General features: G+C 36.5%; 10 protein-coding genes and 1 pseudogene. 8 read left to right on the forward strand and 3 right to left on the reverse strand.

Annotation, left to right across the window (positions count from 1 at the left end):
* The 7 genes and pseudogenes from panB (at window position 1) to JN168_RS01045 (ending at window position 20,912) form a co-directional block, all read left to right on the forward strand.
* Window positions 1–838 (forward strand): annotated as a pseudogene (gene panB, locus JN168_RS01015) (3-methyl-2-oxobutanoate hydroxymethyltransferase).
* On the forward strand, window positions 810–1,661 hold the full coding sequence (gene panC, locus JN168_RS01020; protein WP_042740518.1) for a pantoate--beta-alanine ligase: 852 nt from the start codon (window positions 810–812) through the stop codon (window positions 1,659–1,661). The pseudogene panB and the gene panC overlap by 29 nt, the downstream one beginning before the upstream one ends.
* 261 nt (window positions 1,662–1,922) lie before the next feature.
* The gene (mqo, locus tag JN168_RS01025) at window positions 1,923–3,410 is read left to right on the forward strand and encodes a malate dehydrogenase (quinone) (RefSeq protein WP_042740517.1); all 1,488 of its coding nucleotides are present in this window, start codon (window positions 1,923–1,925) and stop codon (window positions 3,408–3,410) included.
* Window positions 3,411–3,778: 368 nt separating this feature from the next.
* Window positions 3,779–4,135, forward strand: a complete 357-nt coding sequence (locus tag JN168_RS01030) for a hypothetical protein (protein WP_042740516.1) — start codon at window positions 3,779–3,781, stop codon at window positions 4,133–4,135.
* A gap of 124 nt (window positions 4,136–4,259) precedes the next feature.
* Complete coding sequence (gene exaC, locus JN168_RS01035; protein ID WP_107527708.1) at window positions 4,260–5,780, forward strand: acetaldehyde dehydrogenase ExaC; 1,521 nt, start codon at window positions 4,260–4,262, stop codon at window positions 5,778–5,780.
* 254 nt (window positions 5,781–6,034) lie between these two features.
* Window positions 6,035–6,364, forward strand: coding sequence for a hypothetical protein (locus JN168_RS01040; RefSeq protein ID WP_042740514.1), 330 nt, complete (start codon window positions 6,035–6,037; stop codon window positions 6,362–6,364).
* 331 nt (window positions 6,365–6,695) lie between these two features.
* Window positions 6,696–20,912, forward strand: coding sequence for an Ig-like domain-containing protein (locus tag JN168_RS01045; protein WP_279526083.1), 14,217 nt, complete (start codon window positions 6,696–6,698; stop codon window positions 20,910–20,912).
* Window positions 20,913–20,994: 82 nt separating this feature from the next.
* On the opposite strand, the gene JN168_RS01050 is transcribed toward JN168_RS01045, so the two are convergent.
* From JN168_RS01050 to JN168_RS01060, 3 genes are all read right to left on the reverse strand, one after another.
* Complete coding sequence (locus JN168_RS01050; protein WP_042740512.1) at window positions 20,995–21,447, reverse strand: hypothetical protein; 453 nt, start codon at window positions 21,445–21,447, stop codon at window positions 20,995–20,997.
* A complete protein-coding gene (locus tag JN168_RS01055; protein ID WP_279526084.1) occupies window positions 21,444–22,256 on the reverse strand; it encodes a DUF3100 domain-containing protein in 813 nt (270 codons plus the stop codon). Before JN168_RS01055 ends, JN168_RS01050 begins: the two co-directional genes overlap by 4 nt.
* A gap of 347 nt (window positions 22,257–22,603) precedes the next feature.
* Window positions 22,604–23,794, reverse strand: a complete 1,191-nt coding sequence (locus tag JN168_RS01060; RefSeq protein ID WP_229366471.1) for an MFS transporter — start codon at window positions 23,792–23,794, stop codon at window positions 22,604–22,606.
* A gap of 115 nt (window positions 23,795–23,909) precedes the next feature.
* Here JN168_RS01060 and JN168_RS01065 point away from each other — a divergent pair, with 115 nt between their 5' ends.
* Window positions 23,910–24,794, forward strand: coding sequence for a LysR family transcriptional regulator (locus JN168_RS01065; RefSeq protein ID WP_229366472.1), 885 nt, complete (start codon window positions 23,910–23,912; stop codon window positions 24,792–24,794).
* The last annotated feature ends 34 nt before the right edge of the window (window positions 24,795–24,828 follow it).

A 24,828-nucleotide genomic window follows, 5' to 3' on the forward strand; every position in this document is an offset into this window, starting at 1 on the left:
TTGAAAACATTAAATCAACTACTGGCAATGAAACAAGATAATGACAAAATTTCAATGGTAACTGCATATGATTATCCGAGTGCTAAGCAAGCCGAAGCAGCACAGATTGATACGATTCTCGTAGGAGATTCACTGGGCATGACGGTCTTAGGATATGAGAGTACTGTACAAGTAACTGTGGCAGACATGATCCATCATACGAAAGCAGTGCGACGTGGTGCACCTGATACCTTTGTCATTGTTGACGTACCATTCGGAGCTGTAGGTATAAGTGAAGCGCAAGATATTCAATCAGCAATTAAGTTATATCGTGAAACGGATGCCAATGCAATCAAAGCAGAAGGTGCCCACTTAACAACATTTATTAAAAATTGTAGCAATATTGGAATTCCAGTTGTTTCTCATTTGGGACTTACGCCGCAGAGTGTCGGTATTATGGGATATAAGATGCAAGCAAATACCAAGGAAGCAGCACAACAACTCATTAATGATTCATTAGAAGTGCAACATGCTGGTGCAGTGATGATTGTATTAGAAGCAGTGCCAAGTGATTTAGCAAAAGTTATTGCTGAGAAGGTAGATATCCCTGTCATTGGCATTGGAGCAGGCAATGGTACAGATGGGCAGGTATTGGTATATCACGATATCTTAAATTATGGTGTAGAGCATAAAGCGAAATTTGTGAAACGCTATGGTGATTTTTCAAGCGGTGTAGATGCATTAAATCAATATAATAGAGAAGTTAAAGCAGGACAATTTCCTGATGCAGAACATACGTATAAAAAGCAAATTTTGAGTGAGGAATCATAATGACGAAGTTAATTACTACGATTGCTGAAATGCAACAACTTACACAAACATGGCAACAATGTGGGTTAAATATTGGTTTTGTACCTACGATGGGCGCGTTACATGAAGGTCATTTGACTATGATGCAACAATCTATTGATGAAAATGATATTACTGTGATTAGTATCTTTGTAAATCCTTTACAGTTTGGGCCGGATGAGGACTTTGATGCATACCCAAGAAATATTGAACAAGACAGTGCTAAAGCTGAAAGTATTGGCGTAGATTATATCTTTTATCCAAGTGTAGCAGAGATGTATCCTTCAGAACCGACGATTCAAGTTAGAGCAGGTAGATTAGCATCAGTGTTAGAAGGTGCACAAAGACCTGGCCATTTTGATGGTGTCGTCACAGTGGTTAATAAATTATTTAATATTGTTCGTCCAACTTATGCATATTTTGGAAAAAAAGATGCACAACAATTAGCAATTATTGAACAAATGGTTAAAGACTTTAACCATCCTATTAAAATTGTAGGTGTGGAAATCGTTCGTGAAGCAGATGGACTTGCACGTAGTTCGCGCAACATCTATTTAACTGAGGAGGAACGTAAACAAGCACCTCATTTATATCAAAGTTTAAAGCTTGCACATGAGCGTTATATTGCAGGTGAGAAGGATAGTACTAAATTAATAGAAGCGGCATGTACTTATTTGAATGAACATACTGATGGAGAAATAGAAACATTTGCCATCTATAGTTATCCGGAACTTGTTGAACAACAAACCATAACAGGTGATATATTTATCTCTTTAGCGGTTAAGTTTAGTAAAGCACGACTTATAGATAATATTATTGTAACCGATGACTAATTAACCAATAATTATTGTATAGCATTTAATATAAATTGTTAGAAGAAATGTAACACACACATTTTACATTTTCTTAACGTTGATTTATCATTAAACGTGAGAGAGATTTATCGAGAAAACAAGTAAAATGATCAGATTACATTAATTTGGGTATATACCTAATAACATTGGAAAAATGTTTGTATTGTATCATACCATGAAATAGTAAGTGCTATTTTTGTGGGCTATTCAAAGAAGTGAATTATGAAAGGTGGTAAAAAAATGAGTGATTCAAACTCTAAAGACGTCATTTTAATTGGCGCGGGTGTTTTAAGTACAACATTCGGCTCATTTTTAAAAGATCTTGCACCAGATTGGAATATTAAACTTTTTGAAAGACTTGAGAAACCTGCAATTGAAAGTTCAAACGAACGAAATAATGCTGGTACTGGACATGCCGCATTATGTGAGTTGAACTATACAGTTGAACAAAAAGATGGTTCTATCGATATTGAAAAGGCAAAGGAAATCAATGAACAATTTGAGATTTCTAAACAATTTTGGTCTTACCTAGTTAAGACTAACCAAATTCAAAACCCTCAAGAATTTATTCGTCCTTTACCGCACATTAGTTTCGTACAAGGCGAACGTAATATTAATTTCTTGAAAAGACGTTTCGAAGCACTTTCTCCATTATCTATGTTTAAAGGCATCGAATATACGGAAGATCATGAAAAGCTGAAAGAATGGATTCCGTTAATGATGGATGGACGTAACCCAGAAGAGAAAGTTGCTGCTAGTAAGATAGATGAAGGTACTGACGTAAACTTTGGTGAACTTACTAGAAAAATGGCTAAAAACTTAAACGAACATGATAATGCTGAAATCTTCTATAAACATGAAGTTCAAGATTTCAACCGTCGTAAAGATGGCAAATGGGAAGTTAAAGTTAAAGACCTAAACACTAAAAAAGTAGAAACATATATCACTGATTATGTATTTATTGGTGCTGGTGGACATGCGATACCATTGTTACAAAAAACAGGTATCCCTGAAAGCAAACACTTAGGTGGTTTCCCAATTAGTGGTGCATTCTTAGTTTGTAACAATCCAAAGGTTGTTGCAGAACACGAAGCCAAAGTATATGGTAAAGAACCACCTGGCACACCTCCAATGACAGTACCACACTTAGATAGAAGATATATCCAAGATGAGAATACGTTACTATTTGGTCCATTTGCTGCAATTGGTCCTAAATTCTTGAAGAACGGTTCTAACTTAGATTTATTCAAATCGTTAAATACAAGTAATGTGGGTACAATGTTAGCATCAGCATTCAAAAACTTCCCATTAGTGAAATACTCTATCCAAGAAGTATTGGCTAAAAAGGAAGACCGTATGAAAGAGCTACGTAGATTTGTGCCTAATGCCAAAGACGAAGACTGGGATATTCATATCGCAGGTAAACGTGTTCAAGTTATCAAAGATACGAAAGAACATGGTCGAGGCTACATTCAATTTGGTACTGAGGTAGTTAACTCTAAAGATCATTCAGTTATCGCATTATTGGGTGAATCACCAGGGGCATCTACTTCTGTTTCTGTAGCATTAGAAGTATTAGAGAAAAACTTCCCTGAATATATCAAAGAATGGGATGGCAAGATTAAAGAAATGATTCCATCTTATGGACAATCATTAATCGAAGATTATGCTTTATTGAAAGAAATTAGACAGGCTACTGGTAATGAGCTTGATTTAATCAATAAATAATAAAGTGCTTTATGTTGTATGCTGTTGAAAAGCACTTCGGATATAAATCTGAGAAATAGAACTCGTAAATGAGTTTTATAATAAGCTCCCTTCAAATGTTTATTTTGAAGGGAGCTTTTATAATTAAACACTGCGTATTATTAATACGATTTACTAGTATAAGAATATGTCTCGAAATGCGTCTGCGATTCGTATTGTAATATCAGCAACTATGACACATTATTTTACATTAAAATATAGTAGGCTATTATCTATTCTTATTATAGTTGTAAAAATATTAAAATATAAATAATTATACATAATTTGTTGACAAAGAATTATATTAGAGTAAAAATATATTAAAAAGATAAACTATTGAGGTGTATATTTTGAAAGCGCGTATAGGATTTATTATTTTATCAGCAGTTTTGATTATTTTTACATTATTAGTTTGTGCAAAGTATTCGATAGGTGAACATGCAATTAGCTTTGAACAACCATACGAATTATTACTAAGTATTGCGACGATTTTATTATTATTTTTACCAGCACTTATCTTTGGAATCTTCAAGTATACAGCAACTGGCATCATATCAGGCATCTGGCAATTGTTCTTTGCTTTTATATTTATTATGGGTGGCTTGATACTTACATTTATATCACCGATTATCTTATTATTGTTTATGTTTTACTTAACAGGCATTGTCTTAATTGTTAGTGCCATCACATCAATGACAGTTAGATAGCTACATAATTTAGTTCATCCATTTTCACATATAATTCAAGTGAAAATGGAAAAAAATTCCTTCTGAAGAAAACGCTTACAATATTGTCCTATAGGGTATACAAGCGAATAGAGGAGGTTTTAATATGCTATATACAAATCCAACTGAGCAAGATGCGAAATACAAAGTGAAATCAACATATGCAAATTACATTGGAGGCACTTGGAAAGAACCAGAAGAAGGTCAATATTTTGATAACATTTCGCCTATTACAGGTGAAGTTTATGCACAGATTCCAAGATCAACAAAAGCAGACGTAGATTTGGCAGTTGCAGCAGCGAAAGAAGCACAGATTGAATGGGCAAAGCAATCACCTGCAGAACGTTCGCAACTATTGTTGAAAATTGCAGATAGGGTTGAGGAGAATTTAGAATATTTAGCTGTAATCGAAACATTTGATAACGGGAAACCGGTTAGAGAAACATTAGCTGCAGATTTACCGTTAGTTGTTGATCATTTTAGATATTTTGCAGGAGTTATTCGTGCTGAAGAAGGTGGTATTTCACAAATTGATAATGATACCGTTGCATATCATTACAAAGAACCACTAGGTGTTGTTGGTCAGATCATTCCATGGAACTTCCCATTGTTAATGGCGACATGGAAGATTGCGCCTGCATTAGTAACTGGAAATGCTGTCGTGTTAAAACCGGCAGAACAAACACCAGTTTCTATTTTGCACTTTATCGAATTAATTGAAGATCTATTACCAGCAGGAATTTTAAATGTAGTTAATGGCTTTGGGGCTGAAACAGGTGAAGCTTTAGCTACACATACAGAAATTAATAAAGTGGCTTTTACGGGAGAGACTACAACTGGAAAAATAATTATGAAAAATGCGAGCGATAATATTATTCCAGTGACGTTAGAATTAGGTGGTAAATCACCGAATATATTTTTTAAAGACATTATGGATGAAAATGATGAATATCTAGATAAAGCAGTTGAGGGATTAGTTATGTTTGCCTTGAATCAAGGTGAAGTCTGTACATGTCCATCCAGAGCGTTAATTCACGAAGATATTTATGATGACTTTATTGAGTTGTGCATAGATAAAGTGAACAAGATTAAACTTGGCAATCCTTTAGATGACACAACTATGGTGGGAGCACAAACTTCTAATGAACAACAAGAAAAGATTAAAAAATACTTAGATATTGGAAAATCTGAAGGAGCAGAAGTATTAGTTGGTGGGGGTATCCGTACCGAAGGAGACGACTTAGAGAATGGATTTTATATAGAACCTACAATTTTTAAAGGTACACAAGACATGAGAATTTTCCAAGAAGAAATATTTGGACCGGTACTATCTGTTGCGACATTTAAAGATGAAGCTGAAGCCTTGGAGATGGCGAATGATACAGAATACGGACTTGGTGCAGGACTATGGACTAGAAATCAAAATACTGCTTATCGAATTGGCCGTGGTATTCAAGCAGGTCGAGTATGGGTGAATAACTACCATACATATCCCGCACATGCAGCGTTTGGTGGTTATAAAATGAGCGGGATTGGTAGAGAAAATCACTTGATGATGCTAGAACACTATCAACAAACTAAAAATTTATTAGTGAGTTATGATACTAAACCAACAGGTCTTTTTTAGATTATATTTTAGGTAGAAAGCACACACAATTAAATATACTGCTTTAATTAGGAGATTGCTATTGAGCTCATCCATGAATGCCATTTTAAACGGATAAGATACGTGGTAAAGGATTAGTGATAGGAATCTCTTTTTCATTTTTAGTGGGAAAATCAATCCTTGCATATAAGTTGCGCAAAATTAAGAAAAAATGTTTTGTAATTGCCTGAAATGTATATACTATTAATAAATGATAAATAAAGTGGTGTGATTTGATGTATTTAATTGTTAGATATAGTATGGGTAATACACTTTTGTATCTAAGAAATGACAGAAAAGAGCCAATTAATTCTAGAGTCATTGCAATTTCAAATCAAGACTATATAAATCAATTAACGTTATATATTGAAGATTTAATCAAGAGCGTAGGTGCTAACGTTAATGTGATTCGCTTTATTGTATTAGAAATAAATGATATTAAATCATTACACTTAGATGCAGTGTGTATTGTTAGCCGAGTATTAGAAATGATTATAGGTACTAAAGTAATTGTAACAAATGATATTAATAGTTTTGATTATGACAAATATTTAAGAACGGCATAATTAAGATTTAAAATTAACACAAAGATTAACTCTGTGAATTAATTGTTAAAATGATTAATATAATGACATTAAAAGAGGTTTATTAGTGAAATTGAAATACTAATGAACCTCTTTTTATTGCGTTTAAAAATAGAATTAAAAAGGTGTTTTTCAATTTAAAATGTGATTTAAAGCATGCAATACGTACGCTTTGATTATGGGTTAATAAGATTGATATGTAATATTTTATAAAAATACGTTAATAATCTAAAATAAATACTTAAATTATTTATAGTATTGTGATAATATACATATTAGAATTGTTTACAATATAATAACGTGGAGGAATCTAATGAACAAAAATTGTAATAACATTTCGAGTCAAAGGAATAAATACTCGATTAGAAAGCTTACAGTTGGTACAGCATCTTTACTCATAGGTGCTACATTAGTGTTTGGATTAGGTAATGAGGCATACGCCGATGAATTAGCAAGCCAAGAAAAAAACAACACAGTTGCTAATTCAAACGAAAATTCCGAACCACATGAACAACAAGAGAGCACAACGGTAGACAAATCACAAGAGCAATCCATACAACAATCGACACAAGAGCAAACCGCATATGAAACAAAGCATATTGATGAAGCGCAACAGAGTACAAATGAAACAACGAGTAAACCTAATGCAATTCAACATGAGCACATAGATAAAGACGTTACTAACGAGCACACGAGTAACGAAGAACAACAGAACAAAGAAGAAAGCATAGAGACACAAGCTGAACCAATTAACAATAAAGAAGAATCTGTGCTAACAGAACATAAACCAGAAGAAACAAAGCAACAGATTACTGAAGATGAAGCATCGACTGAAGAAAGAGAAACGTCATCGGTAGAAGCACCTGAGAATTCAAATGTAAACAATTCTATTAATAAACCACAGATTATTAGGCCCGAAGAACAAAAGAATGAAAATACAAAAGAAAGTCGCAAAGTTAACGGGCAAGCACAGCCAGATAAGCAATCACAGAATAAAAAGCTTAGAAAAGTTGTTGCAACTCACGAACCATCAACACGTACATTAAAAAGAACAAAACGCCAAACTACTGCGAACAGAGATAAGACAGAAGATGCGTCTCTTGAGGCATTAAAGTACTCAGATAATTATACATTCCAAACTTTGATATTTGATCCTGAAAAATTGTTAAAGGATGATATCTTAAAAGGTAAAAATATTCCATTCAGAATTCATAGCTATATGACAGGAGCAAATTCAGGAGATCGTTTTAAGATTAATTTACAATTAGATGAAGTAATTGCGAATCATATTACTAAAATATCAGCTATTCCAGCTAACCAAACAACGCCTGTTGAATTTAACAGAGTAATTACACCAGAAGGAAAGAAAACTAATATTTGGCAAGTGAATTATATTAGAGCGAATAATGGTTTATTTGGAGGAGCTGAAATTTTAAGTCAATATACTGCTGAAGGCGGTATGATTGAATTAGACGATACAGTTGGCAATATCTTGCATGCTGAAACAGATTTAGACGGCGATAAACTCAATTATTTAATTTATGTAAAAGACTCATTAGAAAATACAAAAATTAGAACATCTGAATCCAGTGGTTACTTTATAACAAAAGCTGACAAATCATTTACAAATTTAAAATTATCTACCTCAACAGCAGCGAATAGTGCATTTAAAGCAAGTTCTGGGTCAGTACAGTTTGACCCTACTATTGGCAAATATGGAGCATTCGTAGGAGACCAACAAATTTTAAAAAATGGAATATTAAATTATGGAGGACCATTATTAGATTTAGGACTCAATAAGCAGTGGGTTTATTTTTATAAAATTGACCCTAAATTAATTCCATTTGCAGAATCGATAGAATTGCACAAATATGACTTTAAAGGCCTAGCAGGCTTCGATAAAACATATTATGAAGAAACCTTAGTAGCAAAATTGCCATTGAGTCAAAATGGTGAAGGATCAATTACTGCGTATGATTTAAACACTTTAATTGAATTTAATAATTCGCTACCTGAAACAGTGGGTATTAGAATTGTTGTTAAATTTAATCAATCACCTAATAATATTTTGATTAGAGATGGAAAGTTTGATGAAAATGGAAATATCATTCCAGGGACATCCAAAGTGAGAGAAGAATTTACGTTTTATGGTTATTTTACAGACCGTGAAGGTGGTTTAATAGAAAATACCTTTGGCACATCAACATATTATATCCAAGATAAAGATAGAGATGGCTTAACAGATAGCTTTGAAATTCATAGTTCTCATACTGATCCTGAAAATGCTGACACAGACAATGACGGAGATACAGATGGCAATGAATACATGAATTTAAGAACATCTCCATTAGTTGGCAAACCTAGAGTAGAAGCTGTCACTACAGACATGACTAAAATTCATGGCAGAGTTGATATTATGGATGGCGCTACAGAACAAGAAGTTACTATTGTTGACTCAGCTGATAAAGTGATCGGTAAAGGTAAAGTAGATATTTATGGACAATTTGATATTAAAGTATCCCATTTAACACCAGGTAAGTACACGGCTAACGTAATGTCGAAAAAATATACAAACCCCGAATCTACAACGTTTGATGTTATAGATATCACAAAGGCATTGAAGCCGACAATTGAGCCAGTAACTGATATTGATCCAAATATTGGAATACTAGGTTTGAGTGGCTCTACAATTACTGTCAAAGATGACAAAGGTAAATTTATTGGTCGCGTGGATATTGCTAAGGGTCAAACTGGCAACTTTATTATATTAAAGAAACCCTTAAAGGCAGGAACTGTTTTAATCGCTACAGCGAAGAGAGGAAAATATACTAGTATTCCTTCAGATCCAGTTATTGTTAAAGATACTTCTGTGATAGATCCACCTACAGTTAACCCAGTAATGAATAGAGATAAAAGTATAACTGGAACTACTGAACCAGAGACAATTGTTAGATTAATATTACCAGATAGTTCTGAAATATTATCCAAAGGTGATGAAAATGGAAGATTCGAAATCCAATTGCCAGCTGATTATAAGTTAAAAGTTGGAGAAGAACTTCAATTAGTGGCTATCAGTGGAAAAAGTATTGCATCAGAACCTACGACTGTTACTGTGGAAGGATATGTAGGATTCCCTATTGTGCAAACAGTAACGACTGAATCGAAAAAAATAACTGGTTTAGCTACTTCAGGGTCTTTGATTAGTGTGAAATTACCTGATGGCACATTGCTATATGGTGAAGTAGCAGATTCGGGAAATTTTGAAATTTTATTGCCGAGTTATATTAAATTTATTGGTGGAGAAAAAATAGATCTTTCTGCTACGAGTCAACCAGGAAACTTTGCTTTATCAACGTCAATTATAGTTCAAGATGCAACAGCGCCAGAACCTCCAACAGTCAATGAGTTTACTGATACAAGCACACAATTATCAGGTACAACTGAAGCTGGCGCAATTGTAAATGTGGAATTGCCAGATGGTTCTGAATTGAGTGGTCTAGCAGATGGTCAAGGTAATTATACAATCGATTTTCCAACTAATAATAAGTTTAATGGTGGAGAAAGTATTAAGGTCACATCAACAGATGCTGCAGGAAATAAGTCTGAAGCGACAGTGATAGATGTGAAAGATACAACGCCACCAGTGGTTCCAACGGTGAGTGAAGTTACGAGCGAAAGTACACAAGTGACAGGCACAGGCGAAGCGGGTTCAACGGTGAAAGTAGAATTACCGGATGGTACTGTATTGAATGGAGTAGCGGATGCCCAAGGGAATTACACAATCGATCTTCCAGCTAATATGAAATTCAACGGTGGAGAACGCATTAAGGTCACATCAACAGATGCATCAGGCAACAAGTCTAATGAAACAGTGATAGATGTTAAAGATACAACGCCACCAGTGGCTCCAACGGTGGGCGAAGTTACGAGCGAAAGTACGCAAGTGACAGGTATAGGCGAAGCTGGCTCAACAGTTAAGGTAGAATTACCAGATGGTACTGTATTGAATGGAGTAGCGGATGCCCAAGGGAATTACACAATCGATCTTCCAGCTAATATGAAATTCAACGGTGGAGAAAGTATTAAGGTTACATCCACAGATGTGTCAGGTAATAAGTCTAATGAAACAGTGATAGATGTTAAAGATACAACACCACCAGTCGCACCAACGGTGAATGAACTTACGAGTGAAAGTACACAAGTAACGGGTACAGGTGAACCAGGAAGTACAGTCATGATAGAATTGTCGGATGCTACAGATTTATTTGGTAGAGTAGATAATCAAGGTCATTTTACGATAGATATTCCGTCAAACAAGAGATTTAGTGGGGGAGAACGTATCAAAGTCGCATCAATCGACACATCAGGTAATAAATCTAAAGAAATAGTCATAGATGTAAAAGATACAACGCCACCAGTTGCACCAACAGTGAGCGAAATTACAAGTGAAAGTACACAAGTCACAGGTGCGGGTGAACCAGGAAGTACTGTAAAAGTTGAGTTACCAGACGGCACAGAGATAACAGGTGTAGCGAATGATCAAGGAAACTATACAATCGATCTCCCAAGTAATAAGAAATTTAACGGTGGAGAAAGTATTAGGATCACATCAACAGATGCTTTAGGCAATAAGTCTGAAGAAACAGTGATAGATGTGAAAGATACAACACCACCAGTGGCACCGACGGTGAGTGAAGTTACGAGTGAAAGTACGCAAGTGACAGGCACAGGTGAACCAGGCTCAACAGTTAAGGTAGAGTTACCAGATGGAACAGAGTTAACAGGTGTAGCAGATGATCAAGGCAATTACGTTATTGATCTGCCAGCTAATAAGAAATTTAACGGTGGAGAAAGTATTAAGGTAACATCAACAGATGCATCAGGTAATAAGTCTGGTGAAACAGTGATAGATGTGAAAGATACAACGCCGCCAGTGGCACCGACGGTGAGTGAGGTTACAAGTGAAAGTACGCAAGTCACAGGTACGGGTGAACCAGGATCAACGGTTAAGGTAGAATTACCGGACGGCACAGAATTATCAGCAGTGGCAGATGATCAAGGAAACTACACAATCGACCTTCCATCTAATAAGAAATTCCAAGGTGGAGAAAGTATTAAGATTACATCAACAGATGCGTCAGGCAACAAGTCTGATGACACAGTCATAGATGTGAAGGATACAACGCCGCCAGTGGCACCGACGGTGAGTGAGGTTACAAGTGAAAGTACGCAAGTCACAGGTACGGGTGAACCAGGCTCAACAGTTAAGGTAGAGTTACCAGATGGAACAGAGTTAACAGGTGTAGCAGATGATCAAGGCAATTACGTTATTGATCTGCCAGCTAATAAGAAATTTAACGGTGGAGAAAGTATTAAGGTAACATCAACAGATGCATCAGGTAATAAGTCTGGTGAAACAGTGATAGATGTGAAAGATACAACGCCGCCAGTGGCACCGACGGTGAGTGAGGTTACAAGTGAAAGTACGCAAGTCACAGGTACAGGTGAACCAGGCTCAACAGTGAAAGTTGAGTTACCTGATGGAACAGAGTTAACAGGTGTAGCGGATGACCAAGGTAACTATACAATCGATCTCCCAAGTAATAAGAAATTTAACGGTGGAGAAAGTATTAAGGTCACATCAACAGATGCATCAGGTAATAAATCTGGTGAAACAGTGATAGATGTGAAAGATACCACACCACCAGTAGCACCAACGGTGAGTGAGTTTACAAGTGAAAGTACGCAAGTAACAGGCACAGGAGAGCCAGGAAGTACGGTTAAGGTAGAGTTACCAGATGGAACAGAGTTAACTGCAATAGCTGACGACCAAGGAAACTACACAATCGATCTCCCAAGTAATAAGAAATTTAACGGTGGAGAAAGTATTAAGGTCACATCAACAGATGCATCAGGTAATAAATCTGGTGAAACAGTGATAGATGTAAAAGATACAACACCACCAGTGGCACCAACGGTGACTGAAGTTACGAGTGAAAGTACACAAGTCACAGGTACGGGTGAACCAGGAAGTACGGTTAAGGTAGAGTTACCAGACGGCACAGAGATAACAGGTGTAGCGAATGATCAAGGTAACTATACAATCGATCTCCCAAGTAATAAGAAATTTAACGGTGGAGAAAGTATTAAGATCACATCAACAGATGCGTCAGGTAATAAGTCTAATGAAACAGTAATAGATGTAAAAGATACAACGCCACCAGTGGCACCAACGGTGAGTGAAGTCACAAGTGAAAGTACGCAAGTGACAGGCACAGGTGAACCAGGCTCAACAGTGAAAGTTGAATTGCTTGATGGTACAGTATTGGATGGAGTCGCAGATGATCAAGGCAATTACACAATCGCCCTTCCAACTAATAAGAAATTTAATGGTGGAGAAAGTATTAAGATCACATCAACAGATGCGTCAGGTAATAAGTCTAATGAAACAGTAATAGATGTAAAAGATACAACACCACCAGTGGCACCAATGGTGAGCGAAGTTACAAGTGGAAGTACGCAAGTGACAGGAACAGGTGAACCAGGTTCAACGGTTAAGGTAGAATTACCGGATGGTACGGTATTGGATGGAGTCGCAGATGATCAAGGCAATTACACAATCGATCTTCCAGCTAATAAGAAATTTAATGGCGGAGAACAAATAAAAGTCACATCAACAGATGCATCAGGTAATAAGTCTGATGAGAAAGTCATAGATGTGAAAGATACAACGCCGCCAGTGGCACCGACGGTGAGTGAGGTTACAAGTGAAAGTACGCAAGTCACAGGTACGGGTGAACCAGGATCAACGGTTAAGGTAGAATTACCGGACGGCACAGAATTATCAGCAGTGGCAGATGATCAAGGCAATTACGTTATTGATATTCCAGCTAATAAGAAATTCAATGGCGGAGAAAGTATCAAAGTCACATCGACAGATGCGTCAGGTAATAAGTCTAATGAAACAGTGATAGATGTGAAAGATACAACGCCACCAGTGGCACCAACGGTGAGCGAAGTTACAAGTGAAAGTACGCAAGTAACGGGTACAGGCGAGCCGGGAAGTACGGTTAAGGTAGAATTACCGGATGGAACAGAGTTAACTGCAATAGCTGACGACCAAGGAAACTACACAATCGATCTCCCAAGTAATAAGAAATTCCAAGGTGGAGAAAGTATTAAGATTACATCAACAGATGCGTCAGGTAACAAATCTGGTGAAACAGTGATAGATGTTAAAGATACAACACCACCAGTGGCACCAACGGTGAGTGAAGTCACAAGTGAAAGTACGCAAGTGACAGGAACAGGAGAACCAGGAAGTACAGTTAAGGTAGAATTACCGGATGGTACAGTATTGGATGGAGTCGCGGATAATCAAGGAAACTATACAATCGATCTCCCAAGTAATAAGAAATTCCAAGGTGGAGAAAGTATTAAGATTACATCAACAGATGCGTCAGGTAACAAATCTGGTGAAACAGTGATAGATGTTAAAGATACAACACCACCAGTGGCACCGACGGTGAGCGAAGTTACAAGTGAAAGTACGCAAGTAACAGGCACAGGCGAACCAGGAAGTACAGTTAAGGTAGAATTACCTAATGGTACAGTATTGGATGGAGTTGCGGATGATCAAGGCAATTACACAATCAATCTTCCAAGTAATAAGAAATTCCAAGGTGGAGAAAGTATTAAAGTTACATCAACAGATGCGTCAGGTAATAAATCTGATGAGAAAGTCATAGATGTAAAGGATACAACGCCGCCAGTGGCACCGACGGTGAGTGAGGTTACAAGTGAAAGTACGCAAGTCACAGGTACGGGTGAACCAGGCTCAACAGTTAAGGTAGAGTTACCAGATGGAACAGAGTTAACAGGTGTAGCAGATGATCAAGGCAATTACGTTATTGATCTGCCAGCTAATAAGAAATTTAACGGTGGAGAAAGTATTAAGGTAACATCAACAGATGCATCAGGTAATAAGTCTGGTGAAACAGTGATAGATGTGAAAGATACAACGCCGCCAGTGGCACCGACGGTGAGTGAGGTTACAAGTGAAAGTACGCAAGTCACAGGTACGGGTGAACCAGGATCAACGGTTAAGGTAGAATTACCGGACGGCACAGAATTATCAGCAGTGGCAGATGATCAAGGAAACTACACAATCGACCTTCCATCTAATAAGAAATTCCAAGGTGGAGAAAGTATTAAGATTACATCAACAGATGCGTCAGGCAACAAGTCTGATGACACAGTCATAGATGTGAAGGATACAACGCCGCCAGTGGCACCAACAGTGAGTGAGGTTACAAGTGAAAGTACGCAAGTCACAGGCACAGGCGAACCAGGCTCAACGGTTAAAGTAGAATTACCGGACGGCACAGAATTATCAGCAGTCACAGATGACCAAGGAAACTACACAATCGACCTTCCATCTAATAAGAAATTTAATGGTGGAGAAAGTATTAAGATTACATCAATGGATTCATCAGGTAATAAGTCAGATGAGACAGAGGTAGATGTAAAAGATACAACACCACCAGTGGCACCAACGGTGACTGAAGTTACGAGTGAAAGTACGCAAGTAACAGGTACAGGTGAACCAGGAAGTACGGTTAAGGTAGAGTTACCAGATGGAACAGAGTTAACAGGTGTAGCGGATGATCAAGGTAATTACACAATTGATCTTTCAGCTAACAAAAAGCTTAACGGTGGAGAAAGTATTAAGGTAACATCAACAGATGCATCAGGTAATAAATCTGGTGAAACAGTGATAGATGTGAAAGATACAACGCCACCAGTAGCACCAACGGTGAGTGAGGTTACAAGTGAAAGTACGCAAGTAACAGGCACAGGAGAGCCAGGAAGTACGGTTAAGGTAGAGTTACCAGATGGAACAGAGTTAACTGCAATAGCTGACGACCAAGGAAACTACACAATCGATCTTCCATCTAATAAGAAATTTAATGGCGGAGAACAAATAAAAGTCACATCAACAGATGCATCAGGTAATAAGTCTGATGAGAAAATCATAGATGTGAAAGATACAACGCCGCCAGTGGCACCGACGGTGGGTGAAGTTACGAGTGAAAGTACGCAAGTAACAGGCACAGGCGAACCAGGTTCAACGGTTAAAGTAGAATTACCGGACGGCACAGAATTATCCGCAGTGGCAGATGATCAAGGCAATTACGTTATTGATATTCCAGCTAATAAGAAATTCAAAGGTGGAGAAAGTATTAAGGTCACGTCAACAGATGCATCAGGTAATAAATCTGATGAGAAAGTCATAGCTGTGAAAGATACAACACCGCCAGTCGCACCAACGGTGAGTGAGGTTACGAGTGAAAGCACACAAGTAACAGGCACAGGCGAACCAGGAAGCACGGTTAAGGTAGAATTACCAGATGGCACAGAATTATCAGCAGTCACAGATGACCAAGGAAACTACATAATCGACCTTCCAGCTAATAAGAAATTCAATGGTGGAGAAAGCATTAAAGTTACATCAACAGATGCATCAGGCAATAAATCTGATGAGAAAGTCATAGATGTAAAAGATACAACACCACCAGTGGCACCGACGGTGAGTGAAGTCACAAGTGAAAGTACGCAAGTAACAGGCACAGGTGAACCAGGCTCAACAGTTAAGGTAGAGTTACCAGATGGAACAGAGTTAACTGCAATAGCTGACGACCAAGGAAACTACACAATCGATCTCCCAAGTAATAAGAAATTCAAAGGTGGAGAAAGTATTAAGATTACATCAACAGATGCGTCAGGTAACAAATCTGATGAGAAAGTCATAGATGTAAAAGATACAACGCCGCCAGTCGCACCAACGGTGAGTGAGGTTACAAGTGAAAGTACACAAGTAACAGGGACAGGCGAGCCAGGAAGTACAGTTAAGGTAGAATTACCGGACGGTACAGAATTATCCGCAGTGGCAGATGATCAAGGTAACTATACAATCGATCTCCCAAGTAATAAGAAATTTAATGGTGGAGAAAGTATTAAGGTTATATCAACAGATGCATCAGGTAATAAGTCTAAAGAGACAGTGATAGATGTAAAAGATACAACACCACCAGTGGCACCAACCGTGAGTGAAGTTACAAGTGAAAGTACGCAAGTAACGGGTACAGGCGAGCCGGGAAGTACGGTTAAGGTAGAATTACCGGATGGAACAGAGTTAACTGCAATAGCTGACGACCAAGGAAACTACACAATCGATCTCCCAAGTAATAAGAAATTCCAAGGTGGAGAAAGTATTAAGATTACATCAACAGATCCATCAGGCAACAAGTCAGATGAGACAGTGGTAGATGTAAAAGATACAACACCACCAGTGGTACCAACGGTGAGTGAAGTAACAAGCGCAAGCACACAAGTAACAGGGACAGGCGAACCAGGCTCAACAGTGAAAGTTGAATTGCCGGATGGTACTGTATTGAATGGAATTGCAGATGACCAAGGAAATTATGTCATCGACCTTCCAACAAATAAGAAGTTTAACGGTGGAGAAAGTATTAAGGTGACATCCACAGATACATCAGGTAACAAGTCAAATGTATCGACAGTCGAAGTAAGAGATGTTACACCTCCTAAACCACCAACAGTGCTTCCTATTACAAGTGAAAGTACACAAATTAGTGGTCTAGCTGAACCAAATGCCAAGATTAAATTAACAATTGCAGGTGGAAATGAATTAACAGCTGTAGCAAATGATCAAGGTATTTACGTTATAGCTCTTCCGAATGGATGGATTCTTGATGGTGGAGAAGATGTGAATGTGTATGCAATTGATGCATCAGGAAATGTTTCATTACCCACTTATATAAGGGTTTTAGATGTAACAGCACCAGAAGAGCCAATAGTAAATCCAATTACTAGTGAAAGTACACAAATCACGGGTACAACTGAACCTGGAGCGACAATTAAAGTCGAGTTACCAGATGGAACAGAATTGTCAGCAATTGCAGATGACCAAGGTGACTACACTATTATTGTTGATGATGCCAACCGTTTCCGTGGTGGAGAAAAAGTGAAAATTACAGCAACAGATGATGCAGGTAATAAATCAGAAGTTATTGTAATTGATGTTAAGGATACAACACCGCCACTAGTACCAACAGTAAGTCCTTTTACAAGTCAAGATACGTTGATTAGTGGAACAGCGGAGCCAGATTCTATAGTGAAGGTATTACTTCCAGATGGTACAGAATTAACAGCTACAGCAAATCTACAAGGCAATTATTTGATTGATATTCCTAACAATCAAAAATTCCAAGGTGGAGAAAAAATTAAATTAACAGCTACAGATCAATCGGGTAATACATCACTTGTAGAAATAATCGATGTAGAAGATAAGACACCGCCAACGCCACCTACAATCGGTAAATTAACGAGTGAAAGTATGGAAATATCAGGAACTAGCGAACCTGGAGCAAAAATAATTATGGTGTTACCTGATGATTCAGAGTTAACAGCAGTGGCAGATGATCAAGGAAATTATACAATTGATTTGTATGACACAATTTTTGCTGGAAATGAAACACTCAGAGTGACTGCGACAGATTTAGCAGGTAATAAATCAGAAGCAACAATCATACAAGTTATAGATGCTACACCACCTGAAGCACCAAAGGTAAATCAAGTTACAAGTGATGATAATAAAGTCGCTGGAACAAGTGAAGAAAATACAACAGTAACACTTACACTACCAGATGGCACAGAATTAACGGGTCAAACAGACGATCAAGGTAACTACACAATAGATATACCTGCTAATAAGCAATTCCAAGGTGGGGAAAGTATCCAATTAACTACAACGGATGCAGCAGGAAATAAATCAACAGTAACAATTATAAATGTTGCTGATGTCACACCACCTGTTGTACCAAGCGTAAATCCTATTACAACTGAAAGTACTACAATCACTGGTACAGGTGAACCACAAGCAGTAGTAAGAGTAGAACTACCAGATGGAACGTATTTAGTTCAACATATTGATGATCAAGGTAATTATTCAATAGATATACCTTCTAATACTAAATTCCAAGGTGGAGAACAACTTAAAGTAATATCAATTGATAAATCATTTAATATTTCGGAAGAGAAAGTAATAAATGTGAAAGATGTTACACCGCCAAAAGAGCCAGTTGTTTACCCAATTATTAGCTTTAGCCAAGGTGTATCTGGTTTCTCAGAACCTGATGCATTGATTACAATTAAATTACCAAGTGGAGAGTTACTTAAAGGAAAAGCTGATAATAATGGCTCCTACATGGTACCTTGGAAAGATGGCTTTGAATTACAAGGTGGGGAAGTTATAGAGGTATTCGCCACTGATGCAGCTGGTAATGATTCTACAACAGTACGTTCTACAGTCATTGATAGAACACCACCAGAGGAACCAACAGTGAATGAAATTACAAGTGAAAGTAAAGTGATTTCTGGTAATACAGAACCACTTGCGACAATAATAGTAGAAGCAGCATATAAACCTACACTTACTGTTGAAGCTGATCAAAACGGTAATTTCACATTACAATTACCTAAAGATTATGGATTACAAGGTGGAGAACAACTTAAGGTAATTTCTATGGATAAAGAGGGCAATCAATCTGATGTATTGAGAGTTTCTGTGACAGATGTTACACCTCCAAAATCGCCATTAATTGATGAAATCACAAGCGAAAGTAAAGCAATTACTGGTGAAGCAGAGCCATTGTCTATAATAGAAGTCAATATTTCAAATGGCACTAAGATTAAAGGGAAAACAGATGGATTTGGTAACTTTATAATCTTACTACCTGATAACATGAAATTAAATGGTGGAGAAACAATTGAGGCGATTGCAACAGATATCTCAGGCAATGCTTCGAAACCAACAAGACTGACAGTCGTTGATAATACACCGCCATCGATACCGACTGTAAATGATCTAACAAGTGAAGATACAATGATTACTGGTACAGGTGAGGTCGGTAGTACAGTCAGTGTTAAATTACCAGATGGTACAGTACTTAAGAAATTAGTAGATAATAAAGGTCAATATACTATAGAATTACCGAATAAAGTAAAATTTAAAGGTGGAGAAAGTCTGCAAGTTATTGCAACTGATAAAGCAGGCAATCAAACGGCTGCACTAGAAATAATAGTAGAAGATACAACACCACCTGTTATGCCAAAAATTGATTCGTTTACAACTGAAAGTAAGCAATTAACAGGTATCACAGAACCAGATGCGGTTGTGAATGTTCAATTACCTACAAGTGAAAAATTATCTATAAAAGCTGACGATAAAGGTGCTTTTGCTATAGATTTACCTTCTGGATTAGTATTTAAAGGTGGAGAAAAGCTAAGTATTACCGCAACAGATGCTCAAGGTAATGAAACATCTCCAATTATAATCATTGTTAAAGATACAACAATTCCAGAAACACCTAAAGTAAATAAAGTGACAAGTGAAAGTACTCATATTACTGGTACAGCAGAACCAGGAGCTCTTGTAAAAGTTAAACTACCAAATGGTAAATTATTAACTGCACAAGTAGATAAACAAGGTGCTTTCAATGTTGAATTACCGTATAAAGGTACATTTAAAGGTGGAGAAGTACTAAAAGTATCAGTTGTGGATCCTTCAAGTAATGAGTCGTTAGCTACAACAATTCATGTAGAGGATATCACAGCACCTAAATCACCAACTGTGAAACCAATAACAAGTGATAATCCACTCGTTGTCGGTACAGCAGAGGTGGGTTCAACGATTAAAGTTAAACTGCCAAATGGTAAAGTTATATCTACAAAAGTGGGTAAACAAGGAAATTACAAAGTGAAAATTCCTAATAACTTTAAATTAAATGGTGGAGAATCATTGATTATTACAGCAACGGATGTGTCTGGTAATACATCAGAAGAAATTACTGTTAAAGTTACTGATAATACAGCACCGACAAATCCTAATGTAAATCCAATAGATAAAGATAGCAAAAATATTTCAGGAACTGCTGAAGCAAATGCAACTATTAAGATTAAATTACCGAATGGTAAAGTTTTAGTTGGAAATGCAGATAGCAAAGGTAGATTTGATATTAAAGTTCCAGAGACTGTAGATTTGAGTAAAATGAAATCTATTAAAGTGATTGCTATTGATGCTAATGGTAATGCATCCAATGAAGTAAATGTAGACATTGAACAAACAAATCATACTCAAGATGTAAACCAGAATAATGGAACTGCAAATGACCAACAAAGTAATATCAGTCACAGTCAGGCATTAGATCATGTACAAAGTGATATTGAGCAAGACTTGAGTGGACAACACAATGCAGATAAATCAATGAATTCAAATCGTGAAAATGAACCAAATGGTAGCAACCACGAGCAAAGTGAATTACCATCAACAGGACAAAATGATGCTGTGAATACAACAGCTTATGGTAGTCTGATGGCACTAATTGGTTCAGCGTTATTGTTTACTAGACGCAGAAAAAACAATGACAAAAATAAGCAAGATAATTAAATAGATGCAAGTCTCCCTAACCATTAACTTGGATTAGGGAGATTTTTTTAATAAGTGATAATGGATGAGCTTTATTTTCGGATTATACTAATCCTTGAATACGCAAGATGATTTCTGCAACTAAGGCAGCACCAAGATAGGTACTGATTAACATTACAATACCAATGATAACAGTCTTCCAACCTAATTTTGCGAAGTCGACCCAAGAGCTACCGATTGAAACGCCCGCATATGCAACAACTGGCGTGGCAAGGGACAATAATTCAACTTGTTCAGTCCACTTTACGATATATGAGGAACCTGGCATGCCAGGGATTGTGAGTATTAAACCAATAATGCCAATGTAGGCGATACTAGGAACATTAAATGGAAGTAATTGATGTAATATTAAACCTATAAATGCGATAAACATAAGTGATAAGATGCCAGGTAATGCTTTGAAAGGCATTATACTCTGTCCGATCCAATTACTGATAAGTGAAATAAACCCAACAACAATAAGTGTGAGAAACCAGTCTAAATATTTAGATGTCATTCTATTTCTTCTCCTTTGCTACTGAAATTTCCTTTTATGGCCATCATTAATTGATAGTATTTTTGTGTTAATGGGAGAGCTATAAGTATACCGATATATAATCCTGTCACTGATGTCAGTAAGTTACTTACCCCTGAAAAAGCAGTGATCGTACTTGCTTGATCTGGATACATTGAAACCAAAGGACCTAATGCGGCAGCTGTCATAACACCACTACCTACACCAGATGCCATAGCATATGCAAGTGGACTTAGTGGAACAATAGAAATGATTAATCCAGCAAATATACTAAAGAAAATAGCACCAAATATGGTTCCGAATATGTAAATAGACATAACACCGCGCCATTCAGGAGACGATATGCCGAATTTTTCAGTAATCAAAGCTAAATTTGCTTCTCTACCAATAGAATGAGTCATTCCGATAGCTTCTTTGCGTAATCCCAAAACTAAAGCTAGTGGTAATGCGAAGATTATAGTAGCTAGGTGCCCAATTTCTTGTAGTATTAAGGCTGGCCCAGCAGCGATAATTTTGGGTAAAGCTGGACCTGCTTCAACACCGAATTTCGCGATAAGTAACGCTACAGAAATAAAAACCATTGATTCCGCATGTTTAGCTTGTGTCTTTTTAATTATTGGTGTGAAATAAACGGCTAAACCTAGTAATACGGCATATACTACTGGTAATAACAGGAGTGACGTAGGACCTAAAGGGATTTTATGTGTTCCGATGAATTCAGATATAATCATTATGACGAAGACGATGCCATGTAGACGCCAATCTTTCCATAAGCTCGTTTTTGCTTTCATAGTGTATAACCTCCATATATAATTTTGAATTTTCTGACATTAATAGCGTCTATTTTATACTTATTTTTCTGAAAATTAAAGGGCGTAAAAAAGATTTTTAAAAAAGTTAGTTTCTAACGAGGTGAGCTAAGTGCAATTAATGAAAAGTGATAATGTTACAGAATATAATATATATGAAAGTAAGAGAGCCCACCTTGAAAGATGAGCTCTCTTGTTGCTTTGTAGAAAAACTTATTAGCATTGTGATGCTTTAAAAAAAATTATAGTTAGCGTTGCGATGCTTTTTCTAAAAATATAACTATTGGTTATTAGGAATTTAATCAGAACAGTAATTAATAATTGAATAATCAACGCTGTTTAATAGTCATCGAAATGATAAAGGCAATTGCCATAAATATAGTGATCATTGCGACGACGCCAGGCCATTGAAACATACCATAAAAATAACCTGCTAAAGTACCACCAACTGAAGAACCAATATAATAAAACAGCAAGTATAAACTAGAGGCTTGAGCTTTATGATGTTCTGCTCTACCTGCAACGACTGCACTGGCAATAGCATGACCGCTAAAAAAGGCGTAAACACTAAATGCGAGACCAAGTATTTTAAATGGAAGCGGTGGTAACAATGTAATCCAAATACCAACAATAAGTAGTAGAATACTGAATTTTAATGCATTTAATGTGCCTAATGCGCGGCGTAATTTGGCATTTAGAATTGAGGACAACATGCCAATTAAAAATAATAAATAGATAAAGCTAATAATTGTATCATGTAATTGATAAGGCTTTGAAGCTAAGACAAAGCTGATATAGTTGAAAGCAGCTATATTACAGCCCAATAATAGAAAACCAACCATAAATGGCTTCAACAATCTAACATTTTTAAGGTGTTGGCTATAACTTTTGAGTAATTCTGTAATTGAAAAGCGTTGCTTTTCAAAGTGTTGTGAAGTTGGTAATAAAAATGAAAATAAAATTGCAGCAATGACACTGATAATGCCTATGGACAATAAACCGATTTGGTAACCATATATACTGGATATGATACCTGTAAATATTCTACCGAATGCGCCACCGAAAGCATTTCCGCTAATATAAATACCCATAGCTGCTGGGAGACTTCGCGCTGATACTTCTTCGCCGATATATGCCATAGCAATAGAAGGGAGACCTGCTAAACAAATGCCTTGGATAAAACGAATAATTAGAAACACATTGAAATCTGTAATAAATGATTGCAATAACGCTAATAGTGATACTGAAATCACAGAAAATATCATTATCGGCTTTCGACCAATAACCTCTGATATTGCACCAAAAAATAGCATGGCAAGCGCTAGTGTTAATGTTGTGACAGATAAAGCTAAACTTGCTACAGTCTCACTAACATTAAATGATTTTGTGAAATGAGGTATAAGTGGTTGAACACTATACAGAATTGAAAAAATAGTGAACCCGGAGATAAAGAGTGCAATAATAATTTTTGCATATGCCTTAGTCCCTTTTTCTACGAAATTGTTTGTTTGATAATCCAATGAAATTTACCTCACTTTTAGTTGATAGATTTATCGTAGCATGTATATAATGATTTAAAAAATGCATAATTATCATATAACTTATGCGTTTATAGCATAAGGGAGGGCCTTTAAAATGGAATGGCATCATTTTGAATACTTTAAACAGTTAGCTAAATTAGAAAATATGTCTGAAACTGCGAAGATTTTAAATGTAAGTCAATCTGCATTAAGTAGAGCTATTAAAAACTTAGAAAAGGAATTAGGTGTGCCACTATTTAATAGAATCGGAAGAAAGTTGAAGCTGAACCAGTATGGTATAGACTTTTTATATACAACGAATAATATTGTGGGAGAAATGGAAATATATAAGAATCAAGTCGCACATGATACTAATATTGAAAGTGGGAAATTGACGATTGGTTTCTTGCATTCAGTAGGTGTGACATACATTTCAGATTTTCTGAAAGCCTTTAAAAAGAAATTTCCAAAGGTACGTCTGAAATTAATTCAAAATCATGCCAAAAAATTGCTAGAAATGTTAGATGATGGAGAAGTGGATATCATCGTTACTACAGTATCTGAAATAACACCTAATACTCAATTTGAACCACTGTTAGAAGAGGAATTATACATCACGTTAAATGACACACATCCATTAGCGCACCATGATCAGATTTCGATCAAAGCTTTATACGATGAAAAGTTCATACTATTAAAGCAAAATTATGTGTTGAGAGAACAGATTGATGAATTGTTTAAGCATTTTGATTTTGTTCCTGAAATTAACTTTGAAGGAGATGAAACGATAACAATTGCGGCATTCATAAGTTCAGGATTAGGGATTTCAATTTTACCGCATTTACGAAATATACAAATTGCGAATTTAAAACAAATACCAATCAGTGACTACGTAGCTAATAGAAAAATTGGACTCTGTTATAAAACTAAAAACCAATCCGTCCCGATTATCAATCAGACTAGAAAAAGTTTAATCGACTATTTTCAAAGCGTGAAATAGAGTGGTAGGGAATAGTGACAATTAGTTAGGAAAA

The sequence above is a fragment of the Staphylococcus gallinarum genome (assembly GCF_029774255.1).
In the GTDB taxonomy this organism is placed as follows: Bacteria; Bacillota; Bacilli; order Staphylococcales; family Staphylococcaceae; genus Staphylococcus; species Staphylococcus gallinarum.

Excerpts from the sequence above, each read along its gene's own strand:
- panC (WP_042740518.1), top strand. The coding sequence starts at position 810 with ATGACGAAGTTAATTACTACGATTGCTGAAATGCAACAACTTACACAA.
- mqo (WP_042740517.1), top strand. The coding sequence starts at position 1,923 with ATGAGTGATTCAAACTCTAAAGACGTCATTTTAATTGGCGCGGGTGTT.
- exaC (WP_107527708.1), top strand. The coding sequence starts at position 4,260 with ATGCTATATACAAATCCAACTGAGCAAGATGCGAAATACAAAGTGAAA.
- JN168_RS01040 (WP_042740514.1), top strand. The coding sequence starts at position 6,035 with ATGTATTTAATTGTTAGATATAGTATGGGTAATACACTTTTGTATCTA.
- JN168_RS01045 (WP_279526083.1), top strand. The coding sequence starts at position 6,696 with ATGAACAAAAATTGTAATAACATTTCGAGTCAAAGGAATAAATACTCG.
- JN168_RS01050 (WP_042740512.1), bottom strand. The coding sequence starts at position 21,447 with ATGACATCTAAATATTTAGACTGGTTTCTCACACTTATTGTTGTTGGG.
- JN168_RS01055 (WP_279526084.1), bottom strand. The coding sequence starts at position 22,256 with ATGAAAGCAAAAACGAGCTTATGGAAAGATTGGCGTCTACATGGCATC.
- JN168_RS01065 (WP_229366472.1), top strand. The coding sequence starts at position 23,910 with ATGGAATGGCATCATTTTGAATACTTTAAACAGTTAGCTAAATTAGAA.